The sequence below is a fragment of the Fusobacterium perfoetens ATCC 29250 genome (assembly GCF_000622245.1).
Classification (GTDB): Bacteria; Fusobacteriota; Fusobacteriia; order Fusobacteriales; family Fusobacteriaceae; genus Fusobacterium_B; species Fusobacterium_B perfoetens.
Genome location: NZ_KK211416.1, coordinates 339,480 through 365,439 on the forward strand (window position 1 = coordinate 339,480; position 25,960 = coordinate 365,439).

23 protein-coding genes are annotated in these 25,960 nt (G+C 25.0%); 12 read left to right on the forward strand and 11 right to left on the reverse strand.

The genetic code is table 11. The features are described from left to right. Entirely contained in the window at positions 1–1,065 is a 1,065-nt protein-coding gene (locus tag T364_RS0108540) for an iron-containing alcohol dehydrogenase (protein ID WP_027129216.1), read from the forward strand. Between the two features lie 17 nt (positions 1,066–1,082). After that, positions 1,083–2,231 (forward strand): aminotransferase class I/II-fold pyridoxal phosphate-dependent enzyme, encoded by a 1,149-nt coding sequence (locus tag T364_RS0108545; RefSeq protein ID WP_027129217.1) that lies wholly within the window; start codon positions 1,083–1,085, stop codon positions 2,229–2,231. 200 nt (positions 2,232–2,431) lie between these two features. On the opposite strand, the gene T364_RS0108550 is transcribed toward T364_RS0108545, so the two are convergent. Genes T364_RS0108550 through T364_RS0108575 form a run of 6 tightly spaced genes read right to left on the reverse strand, consistent with a single transcriptional unit; the run spans position 2,432 to position 9,251 of the window. After that, positions 2,432–2,914: a hypothetical protein gene (locus tag T364_RS0108550; RefSeq protein WP_027129218.1), complete on the reverse strand. Its 483-nt coding sequence runs from the start codon at positions 2,912–2,914 to the stop codon at positions 2,432–2,434. 10 nt (positions 2,915–2,924) lie between these two features. Further along, entirely contained in the window at positions 2,925–3,971 is a 1,047-nt protein-coding gene (gene glpX / locus T364_RS0108555; protein WP_027129219.1) for a class II fructose-bisphosphatase, read from the reverse strand. A gap of 24 nt (positions 3,972–3,995) precedes the next feature. Beyond that, positions 3,996–4,268 carry an FtsB family cell division protein gene (locus tag T364_RS0108560; protein ID WP_051532704.1) on the reverse strand — a complete coding sequence of 91 codons (273 nt, stop codon included), beginning with the start codon at positions 4,266–4,268 and terminating at the stop codon, positions 3,996–3,998. 9 nt (positions 4,269–4,277) lie between these two features. Beyond that, the gene (gene def, locus T364_RS0108565) at positions 4,278–4,790 is read right to left on the reverse strand and encodes a peptide deformylase (RefSeq protein WP_027129221.1); all 513 of its coding nucleotides are present in this window, start codon (positions 4,788–4,790) and stop codon (positions 4,278–4,280) included. A gap of 18 nt (positions 4,791–4,808) precedes the next feature. Continuing rightward, entirely contained in the window at positions 4,809–7,124 is a 2,316-nt protein-coding gene (priA, locus tag T364_RS0108570; protein WP_027129222.1) for a replication restart helicase PriA, read from the reverse strand. Between the two features lie 12 nt (positions 7,125–7,136). Continuing rightward, complete coding sequence (locus T364_RS0108575; RefSeq protein ID WP_027129223.1) at positions 7,137–9,251, reverse strand: penicillin-binding transpeptidase domain-containing protein; 2,115 nt, start codon at positions 9,249–9,251, stop codon at positions 7,137–7,139. A 148-nt stretch (positions 9,252–9,399) separates the two neighbouring features. Between T364_RS0108575 and xseB the strand changes: the two genes are divergently transcribed. From xseB to T364_RS0108590, 3 genes are all read left to right on the forward strand, one after another. Next, positions 9,400–9,639: an exodeoxyribonuclease VII small subunit gene (xseB, locus tag T364_RS0108580; protein ID WP_027129224.1), complete on the forward strand. Its 240-nt coding sequence runs from the start codon at positions 9,400–9,402 to the stop codon at positions 9,637–9,639. Continuing rightward, positions 9,632–10,519 (forward strand): polyprenyl synthetase family protein, encoded by an 888-nt coding sequence (locus T364_RS0108585; protein WP_027129225.1) that lies wholly within the window; start codon positions 9,632–9,634, stop codon positions 10,517–10,519. Before xseB ends, T364_RS0108585 begins: the two co-directional genes overlap by 8 nt. 85 nt (positions 10,520–10,604) lie before the next feature. Beyond that, positions 10,605–11,309 (forward strand): DUF6941 family protein, encoded by a 705-nt coding sequence (locus tag T364_RS0108590; protein ID WP_027129226.1) that lies wholly within the window; start codon positions 10,605–10,607, stop codon positions 11,307–11,309. A 30-nt stretch (positions 11,310–11,339) separates the two neighbouring features. Here the strand turns inward: T364_RS0108590 and T364_RS10785 are convergent, their stop codons facing one another. After that, positions 11,340–12,416: a tetratricopeptide repeat protein gene (locus tag T364_RS10785; protein WP_051532705.1), complete on the reverse strand. Its 1,077-nt coding sequence runs from the start codon at positions 12,414–12,416 to the stop codon at positions 11,340–11,342. Between the two features lie 270 nt (positions 12,417–12,686). Between T364_RS10785 and T364_RS0108600 the strand changes: the two genes are divergently transcribed. Then, positions 12,687–13,391, forward strand: a complete 705-nt coding sequence (locus T364_RS0108600; RefSeq protein WP_027129227.1) for a radical SAM protein — start codon at positions 12,687–12,689, stop codon at positions 13,389–13,391. A gap of 18 nt (positions 13,392–13,409) precedes the next feature. Further along, a complete protein-coding gene (locus T364_RS0108605; RefSeq protein WP_027129228.1) occupies positions 13,410–14,108 on the forward strand; it encodes a queuosine precursor transporter in 699 nt (232 codons plus the stop codon). 76 nt (positions 14,109–14,184) lie between these two features. Here the strand turns inward: T364_RS0108605 and T364_RS0108610 are convergent, their stop codons facing one another. The 3 genes from T364_RS0108610 to T364_RS0108620 all read right to left on the reverse strand — a co-directional run bounded on the left by T364_RS0108610 (position 14,185) and on the right by T364_RS0108620 (position 16,035). Further along, positions 14,185–14,526: a DUF2023 family protein gene (locus T364_RS0108610; RefSeq protein ID WP_027129229.1), complete on the reverse strand. Its 342-nt coding sequence runs from the start codon at positions 14,524–14,526 to the stop codon at positions 14,185–14,187. A gap of 2 nt (positions 14,527–14,528) precedes the next feature. Next, entirely contained in the window at positions 14,529–15,005 is a 477-nt protein-coding gene (locus tag T364_RS0108615) for a flavodoxin (protein ID WP_027129230.1), read from the reverse strand. A 235-nt stretch (positions 15,006–15,240) separates the two neighbouring features. Next, entirely contained in the window at positions 15,241–16,035 is a 795-nt protein-coding gene (locus T364_RS0108620) for a ZIP family metal transporter (RefSeq protein ID WP_027129231.1), read from the reverse strand. 308 nt (positions 16,036–16,343) lie between these two features. Here T364_RS0108620 and pflB point away from each other — a divergent pair, with 308 nt between their 5' ends. Beyond that, positions 16,344–18,572 carry a formate C-acetyltransferase gene (gene pflB, locus T364_RS0108625; protein ID WP_027129232.1) on the forward strand — a complete coding sequence of 743 codons (2,229 nt, stop codon included), beginning with the start codon at positions 16,344–16,346 and terminating at the stop codon, positions 18,570–18,572. 89 nt (positions 18,573–18,661) lie between these two features. After that, complete coding sequence (pflA, locus tag T364_RS0108630; RefSeq protein WP_027129233.1) at positions 18,662–19,381, forward strand: pyruvate formate-lyase-activating protein; 720 nt, start codon at positions 18,662–18,664, stop codon at positions 19,379–19,381. 96 nt (positions 19,382–19,477) lie between these two features. Here the strand turns inward: pflA and T364_RS0108635 are convergent, their stop codons facing one another. Further along, entirely contained in the window at positions 19,478–20,224 is a 747-nt protein-coding gene (locus T364_RS0108635; protein ID WP_027129234.1) for an alanine--tRNA ligase-related protein, read from the reverse strand. Positions 20,225–20,373: 149 nt separating this feature from the next. Here T364_RS0108635 and T364_RS10790 point away from each other — a divergent pair, with 149 nt between their 5' ends. From T364_RS10790 to T364_RS0108655, 3 genes are all read left to right on the forward strand, one after another. Further along, positions 20,374–21,786, forward strand: coding sequence for an aminotransferase-like domain-containing protein (locus T364_RS10790; RefSeq protein WP_051532706.1), 1,413 nt, complete (start codon positions 20,374–20,376; stop codon positions 21,784–21,786). A 478-nt stretch (positions 21,787–22,264) separates the two neighbouring features. Next, entirely contained in the window at positions 22,265–24,823 is a 2,559-nt protein-coding gene (clpB, locus tag T364_RS0108650) for an ATP-dependent chaperone ClpB (protein WP_027129235.1), read from the forward strand. 189 nt (positions 24,824–25,012) lie between these two features. Further along, positions 25,013–25,837 (forward strand): MBL fold metallo-hydrolase, encoded by an 825-nt coding sequence (locus T364_RS0108655; protein ID WP_035945600.1) that lies wholly within the window; start codon positions 25,013–25,015, stop codon positions 25,835–25,837. The last annotated feature ends 123 nt before the right edge of the window (positions 25,838–25,960 follow it).

Consider the following 25,960-nt stretch of genomic DNA (forward strand, 5'->3'; position numbering starts at 1 on the left):
ATGTTTGAAAATTTCTCGTTTACAAGTTATTATGTGGATAAAGTTATATGGAAAACTTTAAAAGTTGAGTTAAAAAATTATAATAATATTTTAATAATTACAGGAAATAAATCTTTTGAAGCTGTAAAAGAAAATATTTTACCTATATTAGAGAATAAAAATATTATAATAGAAAATTATTTAGGAGAGTGCTGTTATGAGCATTCTTCTACTATAATTAAAAATATAATTGGAAAACAAGTAGATTTAATTTTAGGAATTGGTGGAGGAAAAGCAATAGATACAGCTAAGTTAGTTGCCAATCAAATAAATAAAACTATTTTTATAATCCCAACCATTGCTTCTACATGTGCTGGAACATCAGCTTTATCTGTTGTTTACAATCAAGATAAAACCTTTAAAGAGATAGCTTTCTTTAAAGCTCCACCTGAAAAAATATTTATAGATTTAGAAACTATAAAAAATTCTCCCTCTAGATACACATGGGCTGGAATAGGAGATACTTTAGCAAAATATTATGAAGTTAAAATAAAACATGAATATTGTCTAGCTAATAACAAAAAAATAAATTTTCCAACACAAATGGCAATAGAGTTATCACATAATTGCAAAAATATTATAATAAAAAATAGTGAAGAAGGATACTATTCTCATGAAATCAATGAAGCATTTAAAAATGTAGTCCTAACTATAATTGTAACAACTGGAATGGTATCTAATTTTATAGATGATTTTTTAAATGGAGCTATTGCACATTCTGTATTTTACGGATTAACTATCCTACCTAGAATCGAAAAAGAACATCTACATGGAGAAGTTGTTGCATATGGAATTTTAGTTCAACTTTTATTAGAAAATAATCTAGAAGAATATAAAAGATTAACAGAATTTTATAAAAAATTAAAATTTCCAATAAATTTAACTGATGTTGTTATATTAGAAGAATTTTTAGAAAAGGAAAATGATATATTAGAAGAAATTTTAAGAGGGCCAGATCTTATAGATTTTAATTTTAATATTAATAAAAATAATTTAAAAGAAGCATTATTTTATAAAAATAATTAGTTAGAGGAGAAATCAAAATGAAAAATTTTATTGCGACTAAATATCAAAATATGTCTTCTCCTATGGGAGAAAGTAAAGTAATTAATAAAAGTTCTTTTCCTACAATTAATTTAGGAATAGGTGATTTAGATATTACAACAGATAAAATTATTATAGAAAAAGCCTATAAAGATGCTTTAAATGGTCATACTCACTATACTAACCCTGCTGGTTACTTAGAACTTAGAAAAGAAATTTGTAAATATCATAAAGAAAATTTTAAAAATTATAATTTTTCAACTGATGAAGTTTTAGTTACATCAGGAGCATGTCATGGGCTTTATCTTCTTTTTAAAACAATATTAAATCCAAATGATGAAATTATATTACTTTCACCTTTTTTTGCTGTTTATAGCGATGCAATAAAACTTTCTGATGGAATTCCAGTCATAGTTGAAACTAAATTTGAAAATAAGTTTCAATTAATAAAAGAGGATATCGAAAAGAAAATTACTAATAAAACAAAAGCAATTATATTAAATTCTCCTTGTAATCCAACAGGAGTTTGTTATAATTTAGAAAGTCTAAATATTATTAAAGAACTTGCTATAAAATATGATTTATTAGTTATAGCTGATGATGTATATGATTTCTATTCTTTTGAAAAAAATTTTACTCCTATTTATACTTTACCAGATATGAAAGAAAGAACTATTAGTGTTTGTAGTTTTTCTAAAGATTTTGCTATGACTGGTTGGAGAATAGGATACATTATAGGACAAAAAGATATTCTTGAATGTATGAATCTTATAAATCAATCAATTGTTTATAGTCCTGTAGCAATTTCCCAAAGAGCTGCTTTATATGCTCTTAAAGAGTTTAAAAGAATTAAGGAAACTCAAGTTCCTTTTTTTAGAGAAAGAGTTATGTATGCCTATAAAAGAATCAAACAGATTTCTTTTTTAGATTGTGTTAAGCCACAAGGAGGAATTTATCTTTTTATAAATATAGAAAAAACTAAAATGACTTCTATTGAATTTACAAATTTTTTGATTGAAAATTATGGAATTGTAACTATTCCTGGTGATGGATTTGGAACTCCTGGCTTTATAAGAATTGCATGTACAGTTAATATCGAAACATTAAAAGAAGCTTTTGATAGAATAGAAAAATTAATTTTTGAATAATTTTTAACTTTTTTTTGATTAATTTTAATATTTTTCTTGCATTTTTTTATAAAATAGTGTATGATAATTCTATGAGAAATCTCAAAGATTTTTCTAGAAATAATTGATTAAAATCAATTTTTCGTTATACTCATCCTATTTATTTTGTGTTATATAGAAAAGAGCACCTTTTCCCAGGGGTGCTCTTTTCTCATTCTATTTTATTTAATAATAAATCTTGCTTTTAATCTACTTGCTACTAAGCTCACAAATCTAACCTGTTTTGTCATCATCAATGGTATAATAATTTTTCTTCTGTCAAAAGTAATAATATCTAAAACAGGTTGAACTTTACCTCTTTTTCCTACTACTTCTTCTCTTAATTCACAACTCTCTATATTTTCAAATTTTAATTCTACATCTTTACTTTTTAACATATCTCTATCAAAATCAAGTACAATTCCATAACTTAAAAATAGTTTTATATGTTTAAAAGAAAGAAAAAGAAAAATAAATCCTACTACAATATCTTTTATATCTTTACTAGATAAATATATATATATTTGTAAAAGCCCAGCAATTAGAAATGGAATTCCTGTTCCTAACCACATTACTGTCCTTTTTAATTCAAGAGAAAATTTTTCTTTTCCAGAAACTTCTAAATCTTTTCTTATTTTTTTTATAAATTCTTCATAAAATAACATATTTAAACACCTATATTACTAAATCATTAAGATGAGAATCTTTAAAATCTAAATTATGTATAGAATTTATATATCTTATTGTCTTACTCATTCCTCTAACTAAAAGAGTTTGAGTTTTAGCAATATTCCCTTTTCTTTTTACTCCCTCTAGTAAATCTCCTGTAGTTATTCCTGTAGCTGAAAAAATAATTTCATCTGATTTTGCCATATCTTCAAGAAGTAATTTTTTTCCAACTTCTACACCTGCTTCTTTACATCTTCTCTCTTCATCAAGAGATATTTTATCATTTTTATCATCAGAACCTTTTACATCACTTCTTAAAACAAGTCTTCCTTGCATATCTCCACCTAAAACTCTAATAACAGCAGCTGATACTACTCCTTCTGGAGCTCCACCTATTCCATACATCATATCAACTTCAGAATCTACTAAACAAGTTAAAATAGAAGTTGCTACATCACCATCAGAAAAAACATACATTTTTACTCCTAAATCTCTCATTCTTTGAATAACTTTTTTATGTCTAGGTTTATCTAAAATAGCCACCATAACATCTTTCACTTCTTTATTTAATGCCTTTGCTACAGCCCTTATATTATCTTCTAAAGACTTATCTAAATCAATGACACCTTTAGCTTCTGGTCCAACTACCATTTTTTCCATATACATATCAGGAGCTTTTAAAAAAGAACCTTTTTCTGCTGCTGCTAATACAGCAATAGCATTAGGTTGTCCTTGAGCTGTCATTCTTGTACCTTCAATTGGGTCTACTGCTATATCTACAAGAGATAATTCATCTTCTGTATAAGGCTCAATCTCTTTAGGATTATATTTAAGTCCCAACTTTTCTCCTATATATAACATAGGAGCTTCATCAATCTCTCCTTCTCCAATAACAATTTCACCATCAATTTTCATTCTATTTAAAACATTTCTCATAGCTTCAACTGCTGCATTATCAGCTAAATTTTTATCTCCTCTTCCTACCCATTTTTGAGCAGCAAGTGCTGCAGCTTCTGTAACTCTAGCAAAATCTAAAGCTATTTCTTTTTTCATTTTTCCTCCTTAAGAATTATAAATTTATTTAATCAAAACTTTATATATTTTTTCTCCTGGTTTAACCATTTTTAATTTTTCTCTTACAAGTTTTTCTCTATAAAATTCACTATCTAAGTTTTTTATATCCCTTTCATATTCTCTAATATTTTCATTTAAAGTATCTTTTTTCTCTTTTAAAGATATTAATTCTATATTCAATTTTGTTATTTTTTCATAACTTCTATAAATTCTTGGAATAAATGCAAATACTACTATACTACTAAAAAAAATTACAATAAATCTCTTGTATTTCAAAATTGTCACCTATTTTTTTAATTTTTTTTCAGTTTCTTTTTTTATAAGATGTAATTTTTTAGAAATAATTTTTCTTGAAACAGGAGATATTCTTTCTATAAATAACTTCCCTTCTAAATGGTCATACTCATGTTGAAAAGCTTTAGCTAAAAATCCTGTCATTTCCTCTTCAACTTCTTCTCCATCTTTATTTTGATATTTTACTTTTATTCTAGCAGCTCTTTTAACTTTTTTATATATTCCAGGAACACTTAAACATCCTTCATCACTTTCAGTATATTCTTCAGACATTTCTAAAATTTCTGGGTTTATAATTTTTCTAATAACTTTATCTCCTACATCTAATACAAAAAATCTTTTATTTATTCCTACTTGAGGTGCTGCAAGCCCTACTCCAGTAGCTTCATGCATAGTTTCTACCATATCTTCTAATATGTTTTTTATTTCTTCTGTTATTTCTTCAACTTTTTCACATTTTACATTTAAACAATTATCACCATAAGTTCTTATTTCGTATAACATTTCTACCTTCTTTCATAATTATATTAAATTTATTGGGTCAACATCAATTACAATTCTACAATTTTTTTTATCAAAATTTTCTAAAATTCTTGATATTTCCTTTTTAAAATAATTTATTTTTTCTTTTTTCCCTTTAATAAAAATATTTTTTCTATATCTATCTTTAACTTTATAAACTAAACTTTTATTTGGAGGAAAAATTTCCACATAATCTCTTTTTATAAGTTTATAAAAAGAATTAATCACCTCTTCAAGAATTTTCTCATCTGTAGATGAGAAACCTATATTAATAGTTTTAGAAAATGGTGGATATTCTAAAAGTTCCCTCATCTCTATTTCTTTTTTATAAAAAGAATCATAATCACTATTTTTTATATTTTCCATAATATAGTTTTCAGGCTGATAAGTTTGAATTATAACCTTACCTTTTTTATTCTCTCTTCCTGCTCTTCCAGCAACCTGTGTTATAAGTTGAAAAGTTTTTTCTGAAGCTCTAAAGTCTGGAAAATTTAATATTAAATCAGCATTTATAACTCCTACTAAGGTTACATCTGGAAAATGTAACCCTTTTGCTATCATCTGTGTCCCTATCATTATATCATATTTTTTATTTAAAAAATCAAAATATGCTTTTTCATAAAAATTTTTTTCTTTTGTTGTTTCAGAATCAACTCTTATTATAGGAACATCAAAATATTCCTTTAATTTTTCTTCTATCTGTTCAGTTCCTTTTCCACCATAATATAGATTATGGCTTCCACACTTACTACATTTTCCAGTAAATCTAATTTCTTTTCCACAATAATTACATTTTAATTTTTGATTACTTTCATAGTAACTTAATTTTATTGAACAGTGGTCACATTCTTCTATATGACCACAATCTTTACATTGAATCATTGTAGAATATCCTTTTCTATTCAAGAGAATAATAACTTGTTCTTTTCTTAATAAAGTTTCCCTTATATTTTGTAAAAGTTTTTTACTAAAAAAATTATTTTCTTCTGCTTTCATATCCACTATTTCTACTTCTGGAAGATTAGAATCATTAAATCTCTTATTCAAAATTTCTAATTGAAATTTTTTATTTTTTCCTAAAAAGTAGCTCTCTATATCAGGAGTTGCAGAACCAAATACAACTTTTGAATTTTCTAACATGGCTTTTTTTATTGCCACATATTTTGCATTATATCTAGGATTAGTATCTTGTTTGTAGGTATTTTCATGTTCCTCATCTACAATTATATATTCTAGGTTCTTAACAGGAGCAAATATAGCAGACCTTGCTCCTAAAACTATTTTTTTATATCCTTTTTCTATATATATCCATTCTTTTTTCTTTTCGGAATCAGATATATTACTGTGTAAAACTGCTACCTCATCTCCAAATTCTTTTCTAAATCTATTTTTCATTTGAGGAGTAAGAGAAATTTCTGGAACTAAAAATATACTTCCTTTGTTTTTAATTAAAGCATTTTTTATAAGCCTTATATAAATTTCAGTTTTTCCACTTCCTGTAACCCCTTTTATTAAAAAGTATTTATTAAAAGATATTTCAATATTTTTTACAATTTTTTCTTGTTCTTTATTAAGCACAATATCAGTTGAAATTTTTTTGTTTAAATCTTCAGTTATTTTATAATTATCCTTTTCATAAATATTTTTTTCTAAAAATAATATTTTTTTATTTATAAGTTTATTTATAGTTTTTTTTTCAAACTTTTCTTCTAAAGTTTTCTTAGGAATTTTTTTCTTACTCAAAAAATATTTATAAATATTTTCTAAAACTTTTTTTTTCTCCATAGAAAAATATTTTTCAAAATTAAAAGATACTTTCTTATTTTTATCTATTATTAAAAGTTCTTCTTTTATATATTTCTTTAAAGTCTCTAAATCTATTTTTTTTCTCAAAGTTTCTTTATTAACAGATTCTTTTGAATAAAAATAATCTAATATCTCTTTCTCTTCATTTGATAAATCTAAATTTTTATAACTACTTACTAAAAGACTATAAGTTTCATTATAATGAATTTTTAACTCTTTAGGAATAGCTGTAGAAATAACTTGTGAAAAATTACACATATAATAATTTGAAATCCATATTAAAAGTTCTATATAGTTTTCAGAAAAAGATAACTCATTTTCTAATTTTCTTTTAATTTCAAGAACTTTAAAATCAAATTTCTGTTCTTGCTCTTTCTGAATAACAAATGCTCCTTTTTCTTGATTTCTAAAATTAACTACTACTCTATCACCTATATTAAATTTATCATCTTTATCAAGGTAAGTGAAAAAAGAGTTTGTTCCATCAACAAACAATTTATAATATCTCATTTTCACTACCTCCTACTTTAATATTACTTTTATCTCTGCATTTTCTGATAATTCTGTATCTATTGGTGGATAAAATTCTTTAACTATTCCTGTCCCTTCAATTTTTAAATTAACTTTATTTCCACTAAAAATATCTACTACTTCTCTTAAAGTTTTTCCTTTTAAATCTGGCATTCTGTAAATTTCATTATTTTTTGCCTCTGTTCTTATATCTTGTATTTCATTTTGAGTAATTGTTATTTTAGAAATATTATTAGAAACTATTTCTCTTGTCATAGTTAATCTTTTTATAACATTTCCAAAAACTGGAGCTGCAACTAATCCTCCAAATTTTTTATCTACATTAGGCTTATAAAACATTATTAATCCTACATATTTAGGTTTATTTACTGGAAAAAATCCTATAAATGAAGTCAAATAATCTTCTTTTAAATATCCTACTCTTCCAGCACTTATTTGTGCTGTTCCTGTTTTCCCACCTATTGTATAACCTTCTACTTTTGCTTTTTCTCCTCCTCCACTTTCAACAACATCTTCTAACATTTTCTTCATTTTTTCAGAAGTTTCTTTTGAAATTGGAGTCTTTATAACTTCTGGAATATTTCTTCTAATAACAGTTGAATCACTACTATCAATTATTTTTTCTATTAAATATGGTTTATAAAGTTTTCCTCCATTTACTAAGGATGAAAAAGCCATTATCATTTGAATAGGAGTAACAACTATTCCCTGTCCAAAAGATATTGTACTTTTTTTAAGTTTATCCCATTTTTTACTAGGAATATTATATGGTTTTCTTTCATATGGAAAATCTATATTTGTTTTATTATAAAATCCAAAATCATCTAAATATTCTTCTATTTTTGAATCTTCTATATTATCAGTTAACATTACCATCCCAACATTACTTGATTTTTCAAGAATTTGTTTTACTGTTAATTCACCTTTTAAAGACCTTGTAGCTTCCTTTATAGTATGGCCATATTTTTTTATTCTTCCATCTCCTATGTCAAAAATAGAGTCTTCTGTTATATATCCATCATTTAATGCTCCAGCAACTATAATAGGTTTAAATATAGAACCTGGTTCAACTTGATTTTGAAATAAAGGATTTCTTACGATATGAGGATTTTTATGAAAACTTGATAGAGCTAAAATGGCTCCTGTATTCGGGTCTACAATTATTCCATAAGCTTCTTCTGAATCTGTTTCTTCAAATTGTTTCTTTATTTCATCATTTAGTATATATTGTAAATCATCTTCAATGGTTAAATATAAATCTTTTCCATCAGATGAAATATCTAATATTTTTTTAGCAGTTGGAATAGTAAATTTTCTATTTTTTATAAAACTTCTTTTTATTTTCATATTTTTAGGTTTTAGGTATGACTCATACTCTTTTTCTATTCCACTAATTCCTACCAAATTTTCTCCATTAGAATCAAGTCCTAAAACTCCTACTATATTTTCATAAATTTCTTTTCTATAATATGTTCTTTCATTTTCTTCTTTTAAAATAATTTCATTATTTCTTAAACCATATTTTTTCATTATTTCTTCTATTTTTTTCTTTTCTTCTAGATTAAGATTTACATCTAAAAGATTATATCTTTTTTTCCTTTGACTTTCTTTTAATAAATGGTCTATAAATTCTTTTTTGTTTCTATTTAATGAAAGTGTATCAACAATTTCTGTAGTAATTTCAGGTAATTTATTTGTTAAAGATAACATATATGGGTCAATTATAATATCATACACACTAATATCATAAACTATTTCTCTTCCATTTTTATTATAAATAGTTCCCCTTTTACCTTTAAGAAGTGAAAAACCTTCAACTTGTTTTCTTATTAAACCTTGATATTTTCCATTATCAATAATTTGGACTTTATAAATTCTTAGAAAAAAAATCATAATAAAGAAAAATATAATATCACAACTTGCTAAAGCTCTAGCTGTAAATCTTTTTTTCTTTCCTAATTTTTTCCATTTTCTAAATATCCATAAAATATATATCAGAAAAAATATTGAAGCTACAATGTAAAGATGATTTTTTAAAATGATAGAACCAATTAAAAATAATATATTTAATATGATAAGTAAAATTTTTAATAATTTAGTATTCATTAATCTATATCCTTTTATACTTATTTAATTTTTCAATATATATTATAACAAAAGATATTACTAATGTAAAAAATTTTTTTAACTTGAAGAAAAAAATTTTTTTTGTTAAAATACTTCTGTAATACTATATATTTTAGGAGGACTATTTATGGCTAAGACACTTTCTTTCGAAAAGATAGTTGAAAATATAGATGAAATTATAGAAAAATTAGAAACAGGAGATTTATCTCTTGAGGATTCCATAAAAGAATATGAAAAAGCAATGAAATATATCAATAATGCAAAAAAAATATTAAATTCTGCTGAAGGAAAATTATTAAAAGTTATTGATAAAGATGGAGAAATAGAGATAGAAAATTTTAATAAGGAGAATGAGGAAAATGCTTAAAGATTATTTGAATCAAAAAAAAGAAATATTAGAAAATAAAGTAAATGAATATTTAAGTGATTTAGAATATCCTTGGCAAATTGCTGATGGAATGAAATATGCCATATTAAATGGTGGAAAAAGAATAAGACCTATTCTTCTTTTTATGATTCTAGACTTATTTAATAAAGATGAAAAATTTGCTTATCCTACAGCAGTAGGTTTAGAAATGATTCACTCTTATTCATTAGTTCATGATGATTTACCAGCTCTAGATAATGATGATTATAGAAGAGGAAAACTTACTACTCATAAAAAATTTGGTGAAGCAGAGGGAATATTAATAGGAGATGCTTTATTAACTCATGCTTTTAATATTTTTACTGAAAAAAATATTGGTTTACTTTCTTCTGAAAAAATAGTTGAAATAGTTAGACTTACTTCTAGCTATGCTGGTATTAATGGAATGATTGGTGGACAAATGATAGATATCGAAAGTGAAGGAAAAAAAATAGATATGAAAACTTTAAAATATATCCATAAAAATAAAACAGGAAAACTTTTAAGACTTCCTATTGAATTTGGCTGCATTATAGCTGATGTTCCTTTAGAAATCAGAAAAAAATTAGAAGAGTTCGCTGATTTAATAGGCTTAGCTTTTCAAATAAAAGATGATATTTTAGATATAGAAGGGGATTTTGATACTTTAGGAAAACCTATTGGAAGTGATGTAGAACTTGAAAAATCTACTTATCCTTCTTTAATTGGATTAGTTGAAAGCAAAAAACTTTTAATTGAAATAACTGAAAATGCAAAAAATATTATAAAAAATAATTTTTCTGAAGAAAAAGGAAAATTATTAATTGAACTTGCTGATTATATAGCTTTTAGAAAAAAATAATTTTTTTAATAAATATATTTAATATTAAAAGAAAATATGATATCATAATAAATGATACATATTTTGTGATTATTAGGAGGAGAGAATGAAAGTTAAAAGTATACTAGTTGCACATAGAGCACAAATTAATCCACAATTAGGAGCTGTTGATGCTTTAGGAATTTTTGATAACATGATTCAACCTATGTTTCCTATTCCTATGCAACACATGTCAATAGTTATAACAATAGAGGAGATTTTAAAACCAACTTTATTTGAAGTTAGATTAAATGGTCCTGAAGGAGATTTAATTACAAAAGGAGAGTTTCAACCAATGGTAGACCCATTTGGAGTAGGTAAAAAAATATTAGACCTTGAAAAATTCTTAATTCCTACAAGAGGAAGATATACAATAGAAATATTTGAGAAAACTCCAGATAATAAATATAAATTTATTGCTGAAAATACTTTATTTATTGCTGACTATCCACCTCAAAGACCTTTTACTCAAGAGGAAATTAACCATATTTTAGCAGATGATACTGTTATTAAAGTAATAAGAACAGAATTCCAACCTGTAGGATATGATAAAAAAATAAAAATTCAACATAGTCTTGATAAAAATGTTCCTGTACAAGAAGGATATATAACAATTCCTGAAGATAATAAATTAGTTTTAGATGGAAAAGAATTTGATTTATTAGGACTAAGAAGACATTTAGAATGGATGTTTGGAAGACCTCTTCCAAAACCAGAAGAAATGAAACAACCTGAAGAAACAAAAGAACCTGAAGAAAATAAAATTAACTAAATAAAAATAGGCAGTAGAAATTTCTACTGCCTATTTATTTTTCATAACTTCATCCAATATTTCTAAAGCTTTTTTAGTATTCTCATTTGGATACTTTTTATTTGCAGTTTCATAAAAAATTTTAGATTTTTTAAAATTTCCTATTTTAGCAAAATTCCAACCTATTTCTTCATAAACCCAATTTTCATTACCACAATTTTTTGAAAGAGAATTTTCTAAAAACTTAATGGCTTCTTTATGTTTTCCAATTCTACCTAAATTCCATCCTATTTCTCCCTCTAACCAACCATCTGTATTATCTATACAATAAGCTCTTTCCAGAAAAAAAAGTGCTTTATCATATTTTTGAATTTTTCCATAATTCCAGCCAAGTTCACAATTTAACCAAAAATCATTTCTTCCTAATTCTTTAGCTTTTATTAAATATGCTATAGCTTCTCTATACTTTTCTCTTTTTCCTAAGCACCAACTAATTTGAGAATATAACCAAGTATCTTTTCTTCCTAATTTTTCAGCTTCTTTAAATTTTTCTATAGCCTTATCAATTTTATCTAATTTTTCATAACAAAAACCTAAATGAGATGTAAGCCACATATCTTCTTTTTTTAGAGAAAGAGCTACTTTATAATATCCTAAAGCTTCTTCATAATTGTCTAATTTTTCATAAACATACCCTATCTCTGAATTTAACCAATAGTCACATCTTCCCATCTCCTCAGATTTTTTTAAATAATAGAGAGCTTCTTGGACTTTCTCCATTCTTGATAAATTCCAACCAAGTTCTGAATTTAACCAAGAATCATCTCTTCCATATTCTCTAGCTTTTTTTAAATAATATTCAGCTAATTTATATTTTCCTAATCCTCCATAATTCCAACCAAGTTCACAACATAACCACCCATTTTCATCATATTCCTCAAAACTTTCTGCTTTTTTTAAATATGTGATAGCCTTTTCTCTTTCATTAGTTCTCCCTAATAACCAACCTATATTACAATAAAGCCAATAACTATTTTCTCCTTTCTCTTCATACTCTAATAGGACTTTTAAAGCTGCTTTATATTCTTTTATTTTTATTAATTCTTCTATCATCTTTTTATTATCCATAAATTATAGCCTCTTTTATAAAAATTTTAATTTCATTATATCATTTTTTAATTTATCTTCAAAATTTTATTGACAATTTTTTAAAAAAAAGTTATACTATTTTTTGTCAAAATTATAAAATTCCTACTTTGTTAGGGAGATGTTCTGCACAGATAAACCATCTATAAAAAACTAGGTCTTTTTTTATTACTTAAAAATAAAAATGATTTTATAGTGGTTAGAGTAGAACTATTCTACTCTTTTTATTTTATAAAATTTTAGGAGGTTATTTTGGGTATTAGATACAACAAAATCAATGACAAACATCAAAGAGAAATAGTACTCTTAAAAAGTTTTCCATGTAAATATGGAAAATGTAGTTTCTGTAATTATATTGAAGATAATTCTACAGATGAAAATTTAATTAATAAAACTAATAAAAAAGTTTTAGAAAATATTACAGGTGAATATGGAGTTTTGGAAGTTATAAACTCTGGCTCTGTATTTGAATTACCTGATGACACTTTGAAAGAAATAAAAAGAGTTGTAAAAGAAAAAAATATTCATACTCTCTATTTTGAAATTTATTATGGTTATATAAATTTACTTTCTAAAATAAGAGAATATTTTTCTGGAATAGAAATAAGATTTAGAATGGGATTAGAAACTTTTGATGATAATTTTAGAAAAAATATTTATAATAAAAATTTTTCTTTAAATGAAGAAATTTTAAAAAAATTAAGTACTGAACTTTATTCTGTCTGCCTTTTAGTTTGTACTAAAGGACAAACTAAAGAGATGATTGATAATGATATTGAATTAGGTTTAAAATATTTTAAAAATATAACCATAAATATATTTATTGATAATGGAACTGTAGTAAAAAGAGATGATGAACTTGTTAAATGGTTTGTCAAAAAATATTCTTATTTAACTGATGATGATAGAGTAGAACTTTTAATCGATAACAAAGATTTAGGTGTTTTTGAACAATAAAAATTACTAGGAGGATATATGAGAAACGAACTACTTTGGGCATTGATGTTAATTGTAAATTTTTTAAGTATAATATTTATTTATAAAAAATTTGGAAAAATTGGACTTTATTCTTGGATTCCAGTTTCTACAATTTTAGCTAATATTCAAGTTGTTTTATTAGTTAGATTATTTGGTTTTAGTACTACTTTAGGAAATATTTTATATGCAGGAGGTTTTTTAGTTACAGATATATTAGCTGAAAATTATGGAAAAAAATCTGCTCAAAAAGCTGTTCAAATTGGATTTTTTTCTTTAATAGTTACTAGTATAATAATGAAAATAGCTGTTTTATTTGTTCCTCTTGAGGAGGGAATTGTTATGTTTGAAAGTGTAAAACAAATATTTGATTTTATGCCAAGACTTATGATTGCTTCCCTTCTTGCTTATTTTATTTCTCAAAGTCATGATATTTGGGCTTATGAATTTTGGAAGAAAAAATATTCTTCTACAAAACATATTTGGATAAGAAATAATGCAAGCACTTTAGTTAGCCAATTTATTGATAATCTAGTTTTTACTATAGTTGCTTTTTATGGAGTTTATCCTTTTGAAGTATTAAAAGAAATATTTATAGCCACATATGTTATTAAATTTATTGTTGCTATATCTGACACTCCTTTTGTTTACATAGCTCATTATTTAAAAAGAAACAATTTAGTAGAGGAAGAAATTTAAAAAATAAAATTTTATTTTTCAAACAGAATATAAAAAATGAGGTCATTATAGAGTTTTATAATAACCTCATTTTTTATTATGCAATTTTTCTATTTAAATATCGTTGACATTGTTTTTCTGTATTATATCCTAATAAAACTCCAAGTATAAAATCTTCTTCAGGAGATAAATGAGATAAAGAAGATTTATTAAAACTTTTTACTACTTTTATTGAGTCTCTATTTCCAAAATATACATTAATCATTTTTTCATTTAAGTATTCTATCATATAGTCATAACCACACTCTTCTAACTTTTCTCTAATAACTTCTTCGTTATCATAAGAAGTGGTAAGAAGAGATAATATTCTAACACCTTTATCTAGTTCATAAATCATGTGTATAAAAACATCTAATTCTCTTCTTTTTTCTATACTCATAATTATTTCACACTCTCAACCCATTTATTAATTCTTTCTTCTGTTAAATCACTTTGATTATTTTCATCTATTACAAGGCCAACAAATTCATCATCTACTACTGCTCTTGAGTTAGAAAACTCATACCCATTTATAGAAGTTTTTCCTACAACATTTCCACCTATTTCATTTACAACATTATATATTTCTCCTATTCCATCTACAAATGTATCCCCAAATCCAAATTGGTCACCAACACCTATTAATCCTACTTTTTTTCCTGAAAGATTTTTAGTTTTTAAAGTTTCAATAGCATCCATCCAACTATCTTGTAAATCCCCCATTCCCCAAGTAGAAGTAGCAAATATTACAAATTCATATTCATCAACTTTATTTATTTCAGAAGCTTCATATACATCAGCTCCTAATAAATCTCCAACTCTTTTTGCTATGTCCTCTGTAACTCCTGTAGTACTTCCATAAAAAATTCCTGTCTTCATTAATAAGCCTCCTTTGAAAAATAATTTTAAATATTTTTTAGATAAAAAAATCTTATCACAAAATATTTAGCATGTCAAATATTTTTTTGATTTAATTAGAAAAATTCCATATTTTTTCTAAAATTATAAATAATTACTATGCTTCTTATAAAAAATTATTTTTTAAATAATAAAAAAAACTGAAGAAAAATTTCTTCAGTACTATTTGAATTAAGATAAAATTTTATTTATTGTACTATCCTAAAGCAACATCTAATATCATCATTAAAGCAAAACCTATCATTACACTTAATGTTCCAGTATCAGAATGTTCTCCTAAATTAGCCTCTGGTATAAGTTCTTCTACAACAACATACATCATTGCTCCAGCTGAAAAAGATAATAACCATGGCATAACATTTTCTAATGATGCTGAAATAAATACAGTCATTATTCCAAATATAGGTTCTACTATTCCAGATAAACTTCCTAACACAAAAGCTTTTGTAGTGCTAAACCCCTCTCTTCTTAGTGGGAGTGATACTGCTGCCCCTTCAGGAAAATTTTGAATTCCAATTCCTAAAGCCAATCCCATAGCTGAAGCTAAATAACTAGGTTCATAAGAATTTTGACTAGCAAGTGCAAAAGAAAGTCCTATAGCTATTCCTTCAGGAATATTGTGAAGAGTAACTGCAGTCATTAAAAGTGAAGTTCTCTTAAGATTTGTACTAACCCCTTCAACTTTATTTTCTCCACTATGTAAATGTGGAATTAATTTATCTAAAAATAAAATAAAAAAAACTCCTCCTAAAAATCCTGTAACAGCTGGCACCCATCCTATCATTCCAAGTGCTTCAGCTTGTTCTATAGCTGGAGTAAGTAAGCCAAACATTGATGCAGAAATCATTATTCCAGCAGCAAATCCTAAAAATATTCTTTGAACATTCTCTTTTATTTCTTTCTTAAAGAAAAAAACCATAGAAGAACCTAGTGTTGTCATTAAAAATATAAATGTGGTTCCTAAAAATGTCCAATAAATTCCTTTAAACATAAAGCCCCTCCTAAAGTAAAATTTATTAACAAACAATTATATATTAAAACTTAATAAAATTCAAGAAAAAAATTTTAATTTAATATTATTATTTTTTTATTATATTTTTCTTTCGTAAATACAAAATATTGTATTTTTTTCTTGAAAAAACACAACATATATGATATTATTAATTATGTCAAATTTTATTGAACTTTAATATTCTTAAAGTTTGCAAATAAAATATTTGACAACTTCAAAACAATATGATATAAAATATACATAAACATTGTTAATGTACATTAAATTTTTTAAGGAGGAATTAATTAATGAAAGCATGGAATGGTTTTAAAGGAGAGCTTTGGAAAAGAGAAATTAATGTAAGAAACTTTATCCAAAATAACTATACCCCTTATGAAGGAGACGATACTTTCTTAAAAGGTAGCTCTGAAAAAACTAAAAAAGTTTGGGACAAATTAACAGAACTTCTTGCTGAAGAAAGAAAAAGAGGAGTTTATGATGCTGAAACTAAAAAGCCTCAAGCTATAGATGCTTATGGACCAGGATATATAGATAAGGAATCTGAAGTAATTGTTGGAGTACAAACAGATGTTCCTTTAAAAAGAGGAATTTATCCAAAAGGTGGGTTAAGAGTAGTTGAAAAAGCTCTTAAAGCTTATGGATTTGAAATAGACCCAATGACAGAAGAAATTTTTACAAGATATAGAAAATGTCATAATGAAGGAGTTTTCCAAGTATATACTGATGAAATGAAAGCTTGTAGAAGTGCTGGAATAATTACAGGACTTCCTGATGCTTATGGAAGAGGAAGAATCATAGGAGATTATAGAAGAGTAGCTCTTTATGGAATAGACAGACTTATAGAAGATAAAGAACAACAAATGAAACTTCTTGAAATAGCTGAGTTAGATGATGAAACTATTAGAAGAAGAGAAGAGATTGCTGACCAAATTTCTGAAATGAAAAAATTTGTAAAAATGTGTGCTTCATATGGTTTTGATGTTACTAAACCAGCATCTAATGCAAAAGAAGCTGTACAATTTGTATATTTTGCTTATTTGGCTGTTACAAAAGACCAAGATGGAGCTGCTACATCTTTAGGAAGAACTTCTACATTCTTAGATATATATATTGAAAGAGATTTACAAAATGGAGTAATTACAGAAGAAGAAGCTCAAGAATTAATTGACCAATTTATCATTAAATTAAGAATAATTAGATTTTTAAGAGCTCCTGAATACAATGAATTATTCTCTGGAGACCCTACTTGGGTAACAGAATCTGTTGGAGGACAAGGAGTAGATGGAAGAACTTTAGTTACTAAAAACTCTTTCAGATATTTAAATACTTTGTATAATTTAGGACCAGCACCAGAACCAAACTTAACAGTTTTATGGTCTGTAAATTCTCCTGAAAATTGGAAAAAATTCTGTTCAAAAGTTTCTATAAATACTTCAGCTATTCAATATGAAAATGATGATTTAATGAGACCTGATTTAGGTGATGATTATGGAATAGCATGTTGTGTTTCTCCAATGCAAATTGGAAAAGGAATGGAATTCTTTGGAGCTAGAGCAAACTTAGCAAAATGTTTACTATATGCTATTAATGGTGGAAGAGATGAAAAATCAGGAAAACAAGTTGGACCAAAATATCAAGGAGCAGTTGGAGAATATTTAGACTTTGATGATGTAATGGAAAAATTTGATAGAATGATGAAATGGCTTTCTGGAGTATATGTAAATGCTCTAAAAATAATTCACTATATGCATGATAAATATGCTTATGAAGCTTTTGCTATGGCTTTACATGATTTAAATATAAGAAGAACTCAAGCTACAGGAATAGCTGGACTTTCAATAGTTGCTGACTCACTAGCTGCTATTAAAAATGCAAAAGTAAAAGTAGTAAGAGATGAAACAGGACTTATTGTTGACTTTATTAGAGAAGGAGAATACGTCCCTTATGGAAATAATAATAAAGAAACAGATGATTTAGCTGTAATGGTAGTAGAAAAGTTTATGAATCATTTAAGAGCCCATGAAACTTATAGAAATTCTGTTCCTACTCAATCTGTTTTAACTATTACTTCAAATGTAGTTTATGGTAAAAAAACAGGAAATACTCCAGATGGAAGACTAGGTGGAACACCATTTGCTCCAGGAGCTAACCCTATGAATGGAAGAGATACTAATGGAGCTTTAGCTTCTTTATTATCAGTAGCAAAATTACCATTCCACCATGCTGAAGACGGAATATCTTATACTTTTGCTATAACTCCAGCAGCACTTGGAAAATCTGATGAGGAAAGAATAAACAACTTAATAGGACTATTAGATGGATACTTTACTCCTGAAGGTGGACAACATCTAAATGTCAATGTATTCAATAGAGAATTATTAGAAGATGCTATGGAACATCCTGAAAAATATCCTCAACTTACAATCAGAGTTTCTGGTTATGCTGTAAACTTCATAAAACTTACTAGAGAACAACAACTTGATGTATTATCAAGAACTATTAATCAAAGAATGTAATAAAATTTTATTATAAAATGTTAAGGGATTGCTTCACATTGTGAATCAATCCCTTATTTAAAATTTATTTAGGAGAAAAAATGGAAAATATAAAAGGAAAAATTCACTCATTTGAAAGTTTTGGAACTGTTGACGGACCAGGGATAAGATTTGTAATTTTTTTACAAGGTTGTCCCTTAAGATGTAAATTTTGCCATAATCCTGATACTTGGGATATAAAAACTTCTAAAAAAGAAATGACTCCTCAAGAGGTTTTTGATGAAATGATAAAGTATAAAAGTTTTTTTGGAACTAAGGGTGGAGTTACTGTAACAGGAGGAGAACCTCTTGTACAAAAAGATTTTTTACTTGAATTTTTTAAACTTTGTAAAAAAAATGGAGTTCACACAACTTTAGATACATCAGGATATATATTTGATGAAAAAGTAAAAGAAATCTTAAAATATACTGATTTAGTTTTATTGGATATTAAATGTATTGATAAAGAAATATATAAATCCTTAACAAAAGTTGAACTTGAAAATACTTTAAAATTCTTAGATTATCTAAAAGAAAAAAATAAAAAAGTTTGGATAAGACATGTAATTGTTCCTACAATAACTGATAATGACAATTTATTAGAAACTCTTGCTAAATATTTGAAAGATTATAAAAATATTATTGAAAAAGTAGAATTGTTACCTTACCATACTTTAGGAGTTTTTAAATATGAAGAACTTAATATGGAATATCCATTAAAAGATATAGATGCACTTTCCAATGAAAGACTTTTAAATGCAAAAGAAATATTTAAAAAATATGGTTTTTAATAATATCTTTAAATATTAATAAAAGGTTGTTACTTATATTTCATAACTTATATAAAATTTTATAATTATGATAATATTTAACAACCTTTCTTATTTTTACAAATATAAATTTCTAAAATTTTCAATCTCAGATAGTTCTATAATCAATCTTTCAGAAGTTTTTCCAATATTTTTTCTTTTAACTTTCATTTTTCCTAAATATTTTGTATTTTCACAATGAGTTCCTCCACATGGAATACAATAATCTAAACATTGCCAATATAACGCTTCCTTTTCTTCTTTATGTGGAAATGTTACTATTTCTAATCCCTCTTCAATAAGACTATTTGACTTTTCTTCAATTAATAATAATTCATCTTTTGAAAATTTATTTTCTGTTGCAAAATCTAATCTCCCATAAGTTGAAGTTATTTTGGCTCCAACTATAGATTTTCTTATATTAGGACGAATAGTCTCTAAAACCATAAGTGCTAGATGTAATCCTGAGTGATGTAAAGTTGTTCTAGCTCTTTTTTCTGTATCTATTTTTATTATAAAGGACTCCCCTATTTCTAAAGTTTTTAATATCTCTTTATCAATATGATGTACTATTAAATTTTCAACTTTTATACTAGGAAAATCTTCTAAAAAAATATTTCTTCCTTTTATTTTTGTAGTATTAAAAAATTCTATTTTTTCATTAGTTTTTTCTCTTATTAAATAACCAATATCTCCAATTTGTCCTCCACCTTCAGGATAAGCAACAGTTTTGTCAAATATAACTCCATCTTCATTTATTTCAGTTAATATTCCCTTACAAGAACTTAAAAATTGGTTTTTATAAAATAATTTTTCTGTTTTCATTTTCTCTCCTTAAATTTCTATTTACAAAATTAATAAAAAAATATATTATATAACAGTATATAAACTGATATATAAAGATTTTAATAATTTATTGTATAGAAGTCAATAAAATAACAAGAAAGTGTTATATCACAGTTAAGAGGTAATTTATGGAAAAAGATTTTAAATATATTGAATTATATAAAAAATTAAAAGAAAAAATTGAGAAAAACGAATTAACAGAAAATAGCAAATTACCCTCTATAAGATTTTTAGCTAATAAATATAATCTTAATAATATTACAGTACTAAAAGCCTATAATTTATTAGAAAAAGATGGATACATAGTAAAAAAACAAGGAGCTGGTATTTTTGTAAAACCAAAAGAATATATTTTTTATAATTCTCCTATTAAAAATTCAACAAACACTTTTAATCAAGGATTTAAAAAATTAGATAGTGATAATATTATTAATTTTATTAGTGGAAACCAAAATTTTAATATAGAAATCTACAATAAATTAAAAGAAATTCTTTTAAAACTTTCTAATTCTTTAGAGTATGATGTCCTTAATTATCAATTAACCGAAGGAAATGAAAAATTAAGAAAAATTATAAAAGATAAACTTTTAAAAAAAGATATTTATATTTCTATAAAAAATATTCAAATAATAAATGGAACACAGCAAGGTTTAGATTTAATTTTAAAATCTATAATCACTAAAAATCGAAATAAAATAATAGTTGGAGAACCTACTTATCATGGTGCATTGAATATTTTTAGAAATAATTGTAAAATTTTTACTGTTAAAATGGAAAAAGATGGATTTAATTTGGAGGAGTTAGAAAATATACTTATAAATGAAAAAATTTCTTTTATTTATACAATGACTGATTTAAGTTGCCCTATGGGAATTTCTTGGAGTAACGAAAAGAAAATTAAATTGTTAGAATTAGCTAAAAAATATAAAACTTATATTTTGGAGGATGATTTTTCATCAGAACTTTATTATAATAATTCTAAAAAAATATCTTTAAAAAGTTTAGATACAGAAAATAAGTATGTTATTTATTTGAAATCTTATTCAAAAATTTTAAGCTCTGGGTTAAGATTAGCCTTTATGATTTTACCAAATGAGTTATTAGAAAAAATAAAAGGAGCTAAATTTATATCAGATATTTCTAGTTCTGGTTTAGAGCAATATATTTTATTAGAATTTTTAAAAGATAAATTTTTAGAGCAACATATAAAAAACTTAAGTAAAATTTATAAAGAGAGATATGAATATATAAAAAATGAAATTAAAGAGATAGAAGAATTAAAAATAGAGTATGATATTGAAGGTGGTTTTTATATTTGGCTTAAACTAGATTCTAAAATTGATTACAATAAATTTTATTCTGAAACTAAAAACTTAGGTATATTATTATTACCAGCTTTTTATTTTTACTTAGACAATAAAAATCGTCCATATTTTAGATTGAGTTTTGCTTCTACTGACAAAGAGAAAATTTCTTTAGGGTTTAAAGGTATAAAAGAAATTATAGAAAAATTAAATACAGAAAGAAAAAATACTCAATAAAGTACTTTTTCTTTCCATAAAATTTATCAATAAGAATAAAATTAAATTTATACAGGTACATTAGTTTTTAAAAATTCATAAAAAAATAAACCTATTCCTATAAAAAATATTAATCCTAAAATTTCTATTAATTTTTTCATTATAATTTTTTGATAGATACTATAAAACTTTCTCTATCTAACCTCCTTAGAATATATTTAACTTTAATTATCATATCATTTACTTTTATTCTTTTCAATATTAAAAAATTTTTAAATAATAAAAGTAACTTTTTTTAATTAAACCATTCTAAAATTTTATATTTTAATTAAATTTTATACTAATTCGCAAATATTTTTTTCATTTTGAAAAAAATATATAACTTTTTTTAAACTTTTCTCGTCATAATGTCAGATTGAAAGTTAAAAATAAAATAATTCTTTTTTGAAAGTTAAGAATTATTAAAAATGTATTTGCCTATCTATGGAGGAGGTAAAATATGAACCCAAATATGTTTACAGAAAATTCTATACTAGCTTTAAATGAAGCTAGGAGCTTGGCTATAAAATATAGTCAACAAACAATTAAACCTGAAATTTTAGCCTTAGCACTTCTTACAAATAAAGAGGGCCTAATTCCTAGAATTATTGAAAAAATGGGACTAAATACAGGTAATATTATTAGAGAATTAGAAGGAGAAATTGATAGATTTCCAAAAGTTTCTGGTAATTCAGATGTAGGACTTGATATGGCAACAAATAAAGTTCTAATTGAAGCTGAAAATGAAATGAAAAAAATGGAAGACTCTTATATAAGTGTTGAACATATTTTTATTGCACTTTTAGAAGAAAGTAGAATTTTAAAAAGATTGATTGATTTAAAACAATTTAGAGAAACTGTAAAAGCTGTTAGAGGTAATCAAAAAGTAGATTCTCAAAATCCAGAAGCAAAATATGAAGTTCTTGAAAAATATGCTAGAGATTTAGTAGAACTTGCTCGTGAAGGAAAAATTGACCCAATAATTGGTAGAGATACAGAAATAAGAAGAACTATTCAAATTATTTCAAGAAGAACAAAAAATAATCCTATCCTTATAGGAGAACCTGGTGTAGGTAAAACTGCTATTGCTGAAGGTATAGCTCAAAGAATTTTAAATGGTGATGTTCCTGAAAATTTAAAAAATAAAAAAATATTCTCACTTGATATGGGAGCTTTAATTGCTGGTGCTAAATATAGAGGAGAATTTGAGGAAAGATTAAAAGCAGTTCTTAAAGAAGTTGAGGAATCTCATGGAAATATAATTCTATTCATTGATGAAATTCATACTATTGTTGGAGCTGGTAAAACAGACGGAGCTATGGATGCTGGTAACTTATTAAAACCTATGCTTGCTAGAGGAGAAGTAAAAGTTATTGGTGCTACTACAATAGATGAATATAGAAAATATATTGAAAAAGACCCAGCTCTTGAAAGAAGATTCCAAATTGTTATGGTTGATGAACCAAGTGTTGAGGATACAATTTCAGTTCTTAGAGGACTTAAAGAAAAATATGAAGTTTATCATGGAATCAGAATAAGTGATGGGGCTATTGTATCAGCTGCTGTCCTAAGTGATAGATATATTGCTGATAGATTTTTACCAGATAAAGCTATTGACTTAATAGATGAAGCTGCTGCTATGATAAGAACAGAAATTGATTCTATGCCTAGTGAATTAGATGAACTTACAAGAAAATCTATGCAACTTGAAATTGAAAGAGAAGCTCTAAAAAAAGAAGATGATGATGCTTCCAAAGAAAGATTAGTAGCTCTTGAAAAAGAATTAGCTGAAATTAATTCTAAAAAATCTGTTTTAAAATCTCAATGGGATGTAGAAAAACAAGGTGTAGAAAAAGTAAAAAAACTTAAAGCTGATATTGATAAAACTAAACTAGAAATTGAAAAAGCTGAAAGAGATTATGACTTAAATAAATTAGCAGAATTAAAATATGGTAAACTTGCCACTCTTGAAAAGCAATTAAAAACAGAACAAGAAGCTATTGAAAGTAAGTTTAGTCATTCTTTATTAAAGTTAGAAGTAACTGATGAAGAAATTGCTGATATTGTCTCTAAATGGACAGGTATTCCTGTAAATAAATTAGTTGAAAGTGAAAAAGAAAAAATATTAAATCTTGAAAAATCTTTAAATGAAAGAGTTATGGGTCAAGAGGAAGCTGTAAAACTTGTAGCTGATACAATTTTAAGAGCTAGAGCTGGTTTAAAAGATAGTAGAAGACCTATTGGTTCATTTATCTTTTTAGGACCTACTGGTGTAGGTAAAACTTATTTAGCTAAATCTCTTGCTTATAATTTATTTGATGATGAAGATAATATTGTAAGAATAGATATGAGTGAATATATGGATAAATTTTCAGTAACTAGACTTATAGGAGCACCTCCAGGATATGTAGGATATGAAGAAGGTGGACAATTAACAGAAGCTGTAAGAAGAAAACCTTATTCTGTAATTCTATTTGATGAGATTGAAAAAGCACATCCTGATGTATTTAATACTTTCTTACAAATATTAGATGATGGTAGACTAACTGATGGACAAGGTAGATTAGTTGATTTTAAAAATACTTTAATTATTATGACATCTAATATCGGAAGTAATTTAATTTTGGAAGACCCTAATCTTTCAGAAGAAACAAAAGAAGCTGTTATGAAAATTATGAAACAATCATTTAAACCTGAATTTTTAAACAGAATTGACGATATTATAATTTTCAAAAGCTTAGGTATTGAGTCTATAAGAAATATTGTAAAAGCTCTTTTAAATGACACTAAAAATAAATTAAAAGATAGATATATCACACTTAATTTTTCTGATGCTGTAATTGATTATTTAGCTAAAAATTCTTTTGACCCACAATATGGAGCAAGACCACTTAAAAGATTTATTCAAAAAGAAGTTGAAACTGAATTAGCTAAAAAAGTATTGGCTAATGAAATTAAAGATAAAAGTGAAGTTCTTGTAGATATTGAAAATGATAAAATAATATTTAAAGTAAAATAAATAAAAAATTAAGTAATTATAGAAAATGGATGTTGGAATAAACATCCATTTTTTATTAAATTATGTTATAATTTAATAAAAAATCTTATTAATTTATTTTAATATGTTTTATTTAATAACTTAAGTTATTATTTATAAAATTTATATTTTAGAAATAAGTATACTAAAATTTTGGGAGGATAAAAATATATGATAAAAATACAAACTCTTTTGGAAAATGAAAATTCAAGAAACCATTCTCTTTTATCAGAACATGGACTTTCTTTTTTTGTAATTATTGATGACAAAAAATTTTTATTTGATTGCAGTGGAGGAGATAAATTTATAAAAAATGCTGAAAAATTAGGTATTAATTTAAATGAAGTAGATACAGTTATATTAAGTCATTCACATTATGACCATTGTTGTGGATTTCTTGATTTAATAAAATATTTTAAAATTTCAAAACTTATTACAGGATACAATTTTTTTAATCCTAAATATTCTTTTGATGGAGTAAAATACACATATTTAGGTTGTGGTTTTGATAAAAAATTATTAGAAAAAAATACTATTGAACATATAGAGTGTGGGGATATTTTAAAGCTTCATAATAATATATTTTTAATTGGAAATTTTAATAGAAAATTTGATTTTGAAAAAAGTCCTAATAGATTTGTTGTTGATGATAGTAAAGAAATTATAAAAGATGATTTTAGAGATGAAATTTGTTTAGTAATAAATACAGAAAAAGGGTTAGTTGTAATTACAGGTTGCTCCCATCCAGGGATTTTAAATATTCTTACTACTATACAACAAAGATTAAATAAAAATATATATGCTGTCTTTGGAGGTACACATTTAGTAGAAGCTGATGAAATTCGTTGTTTAAAAACTATAGATGAAATGGAAAAATTAAAAATAAATATTGTTGGATTTTCTCATTGTTCTGGTGAATTAATTTTAAATTTAATAAAAAAAAATGATAATTTTATAAGTTGTAGGCTAAATACAGGAGATATGATAAAAATTTAATAATATAATCTAAATATATCATGGTACAATTTTAGTTATTATTTTATAAAAAAATTTAAAATTACAAAAAATTATCTATGCTGAACTAGACATGGAAAAAGTTCCTATGAGTAGAATGGAATT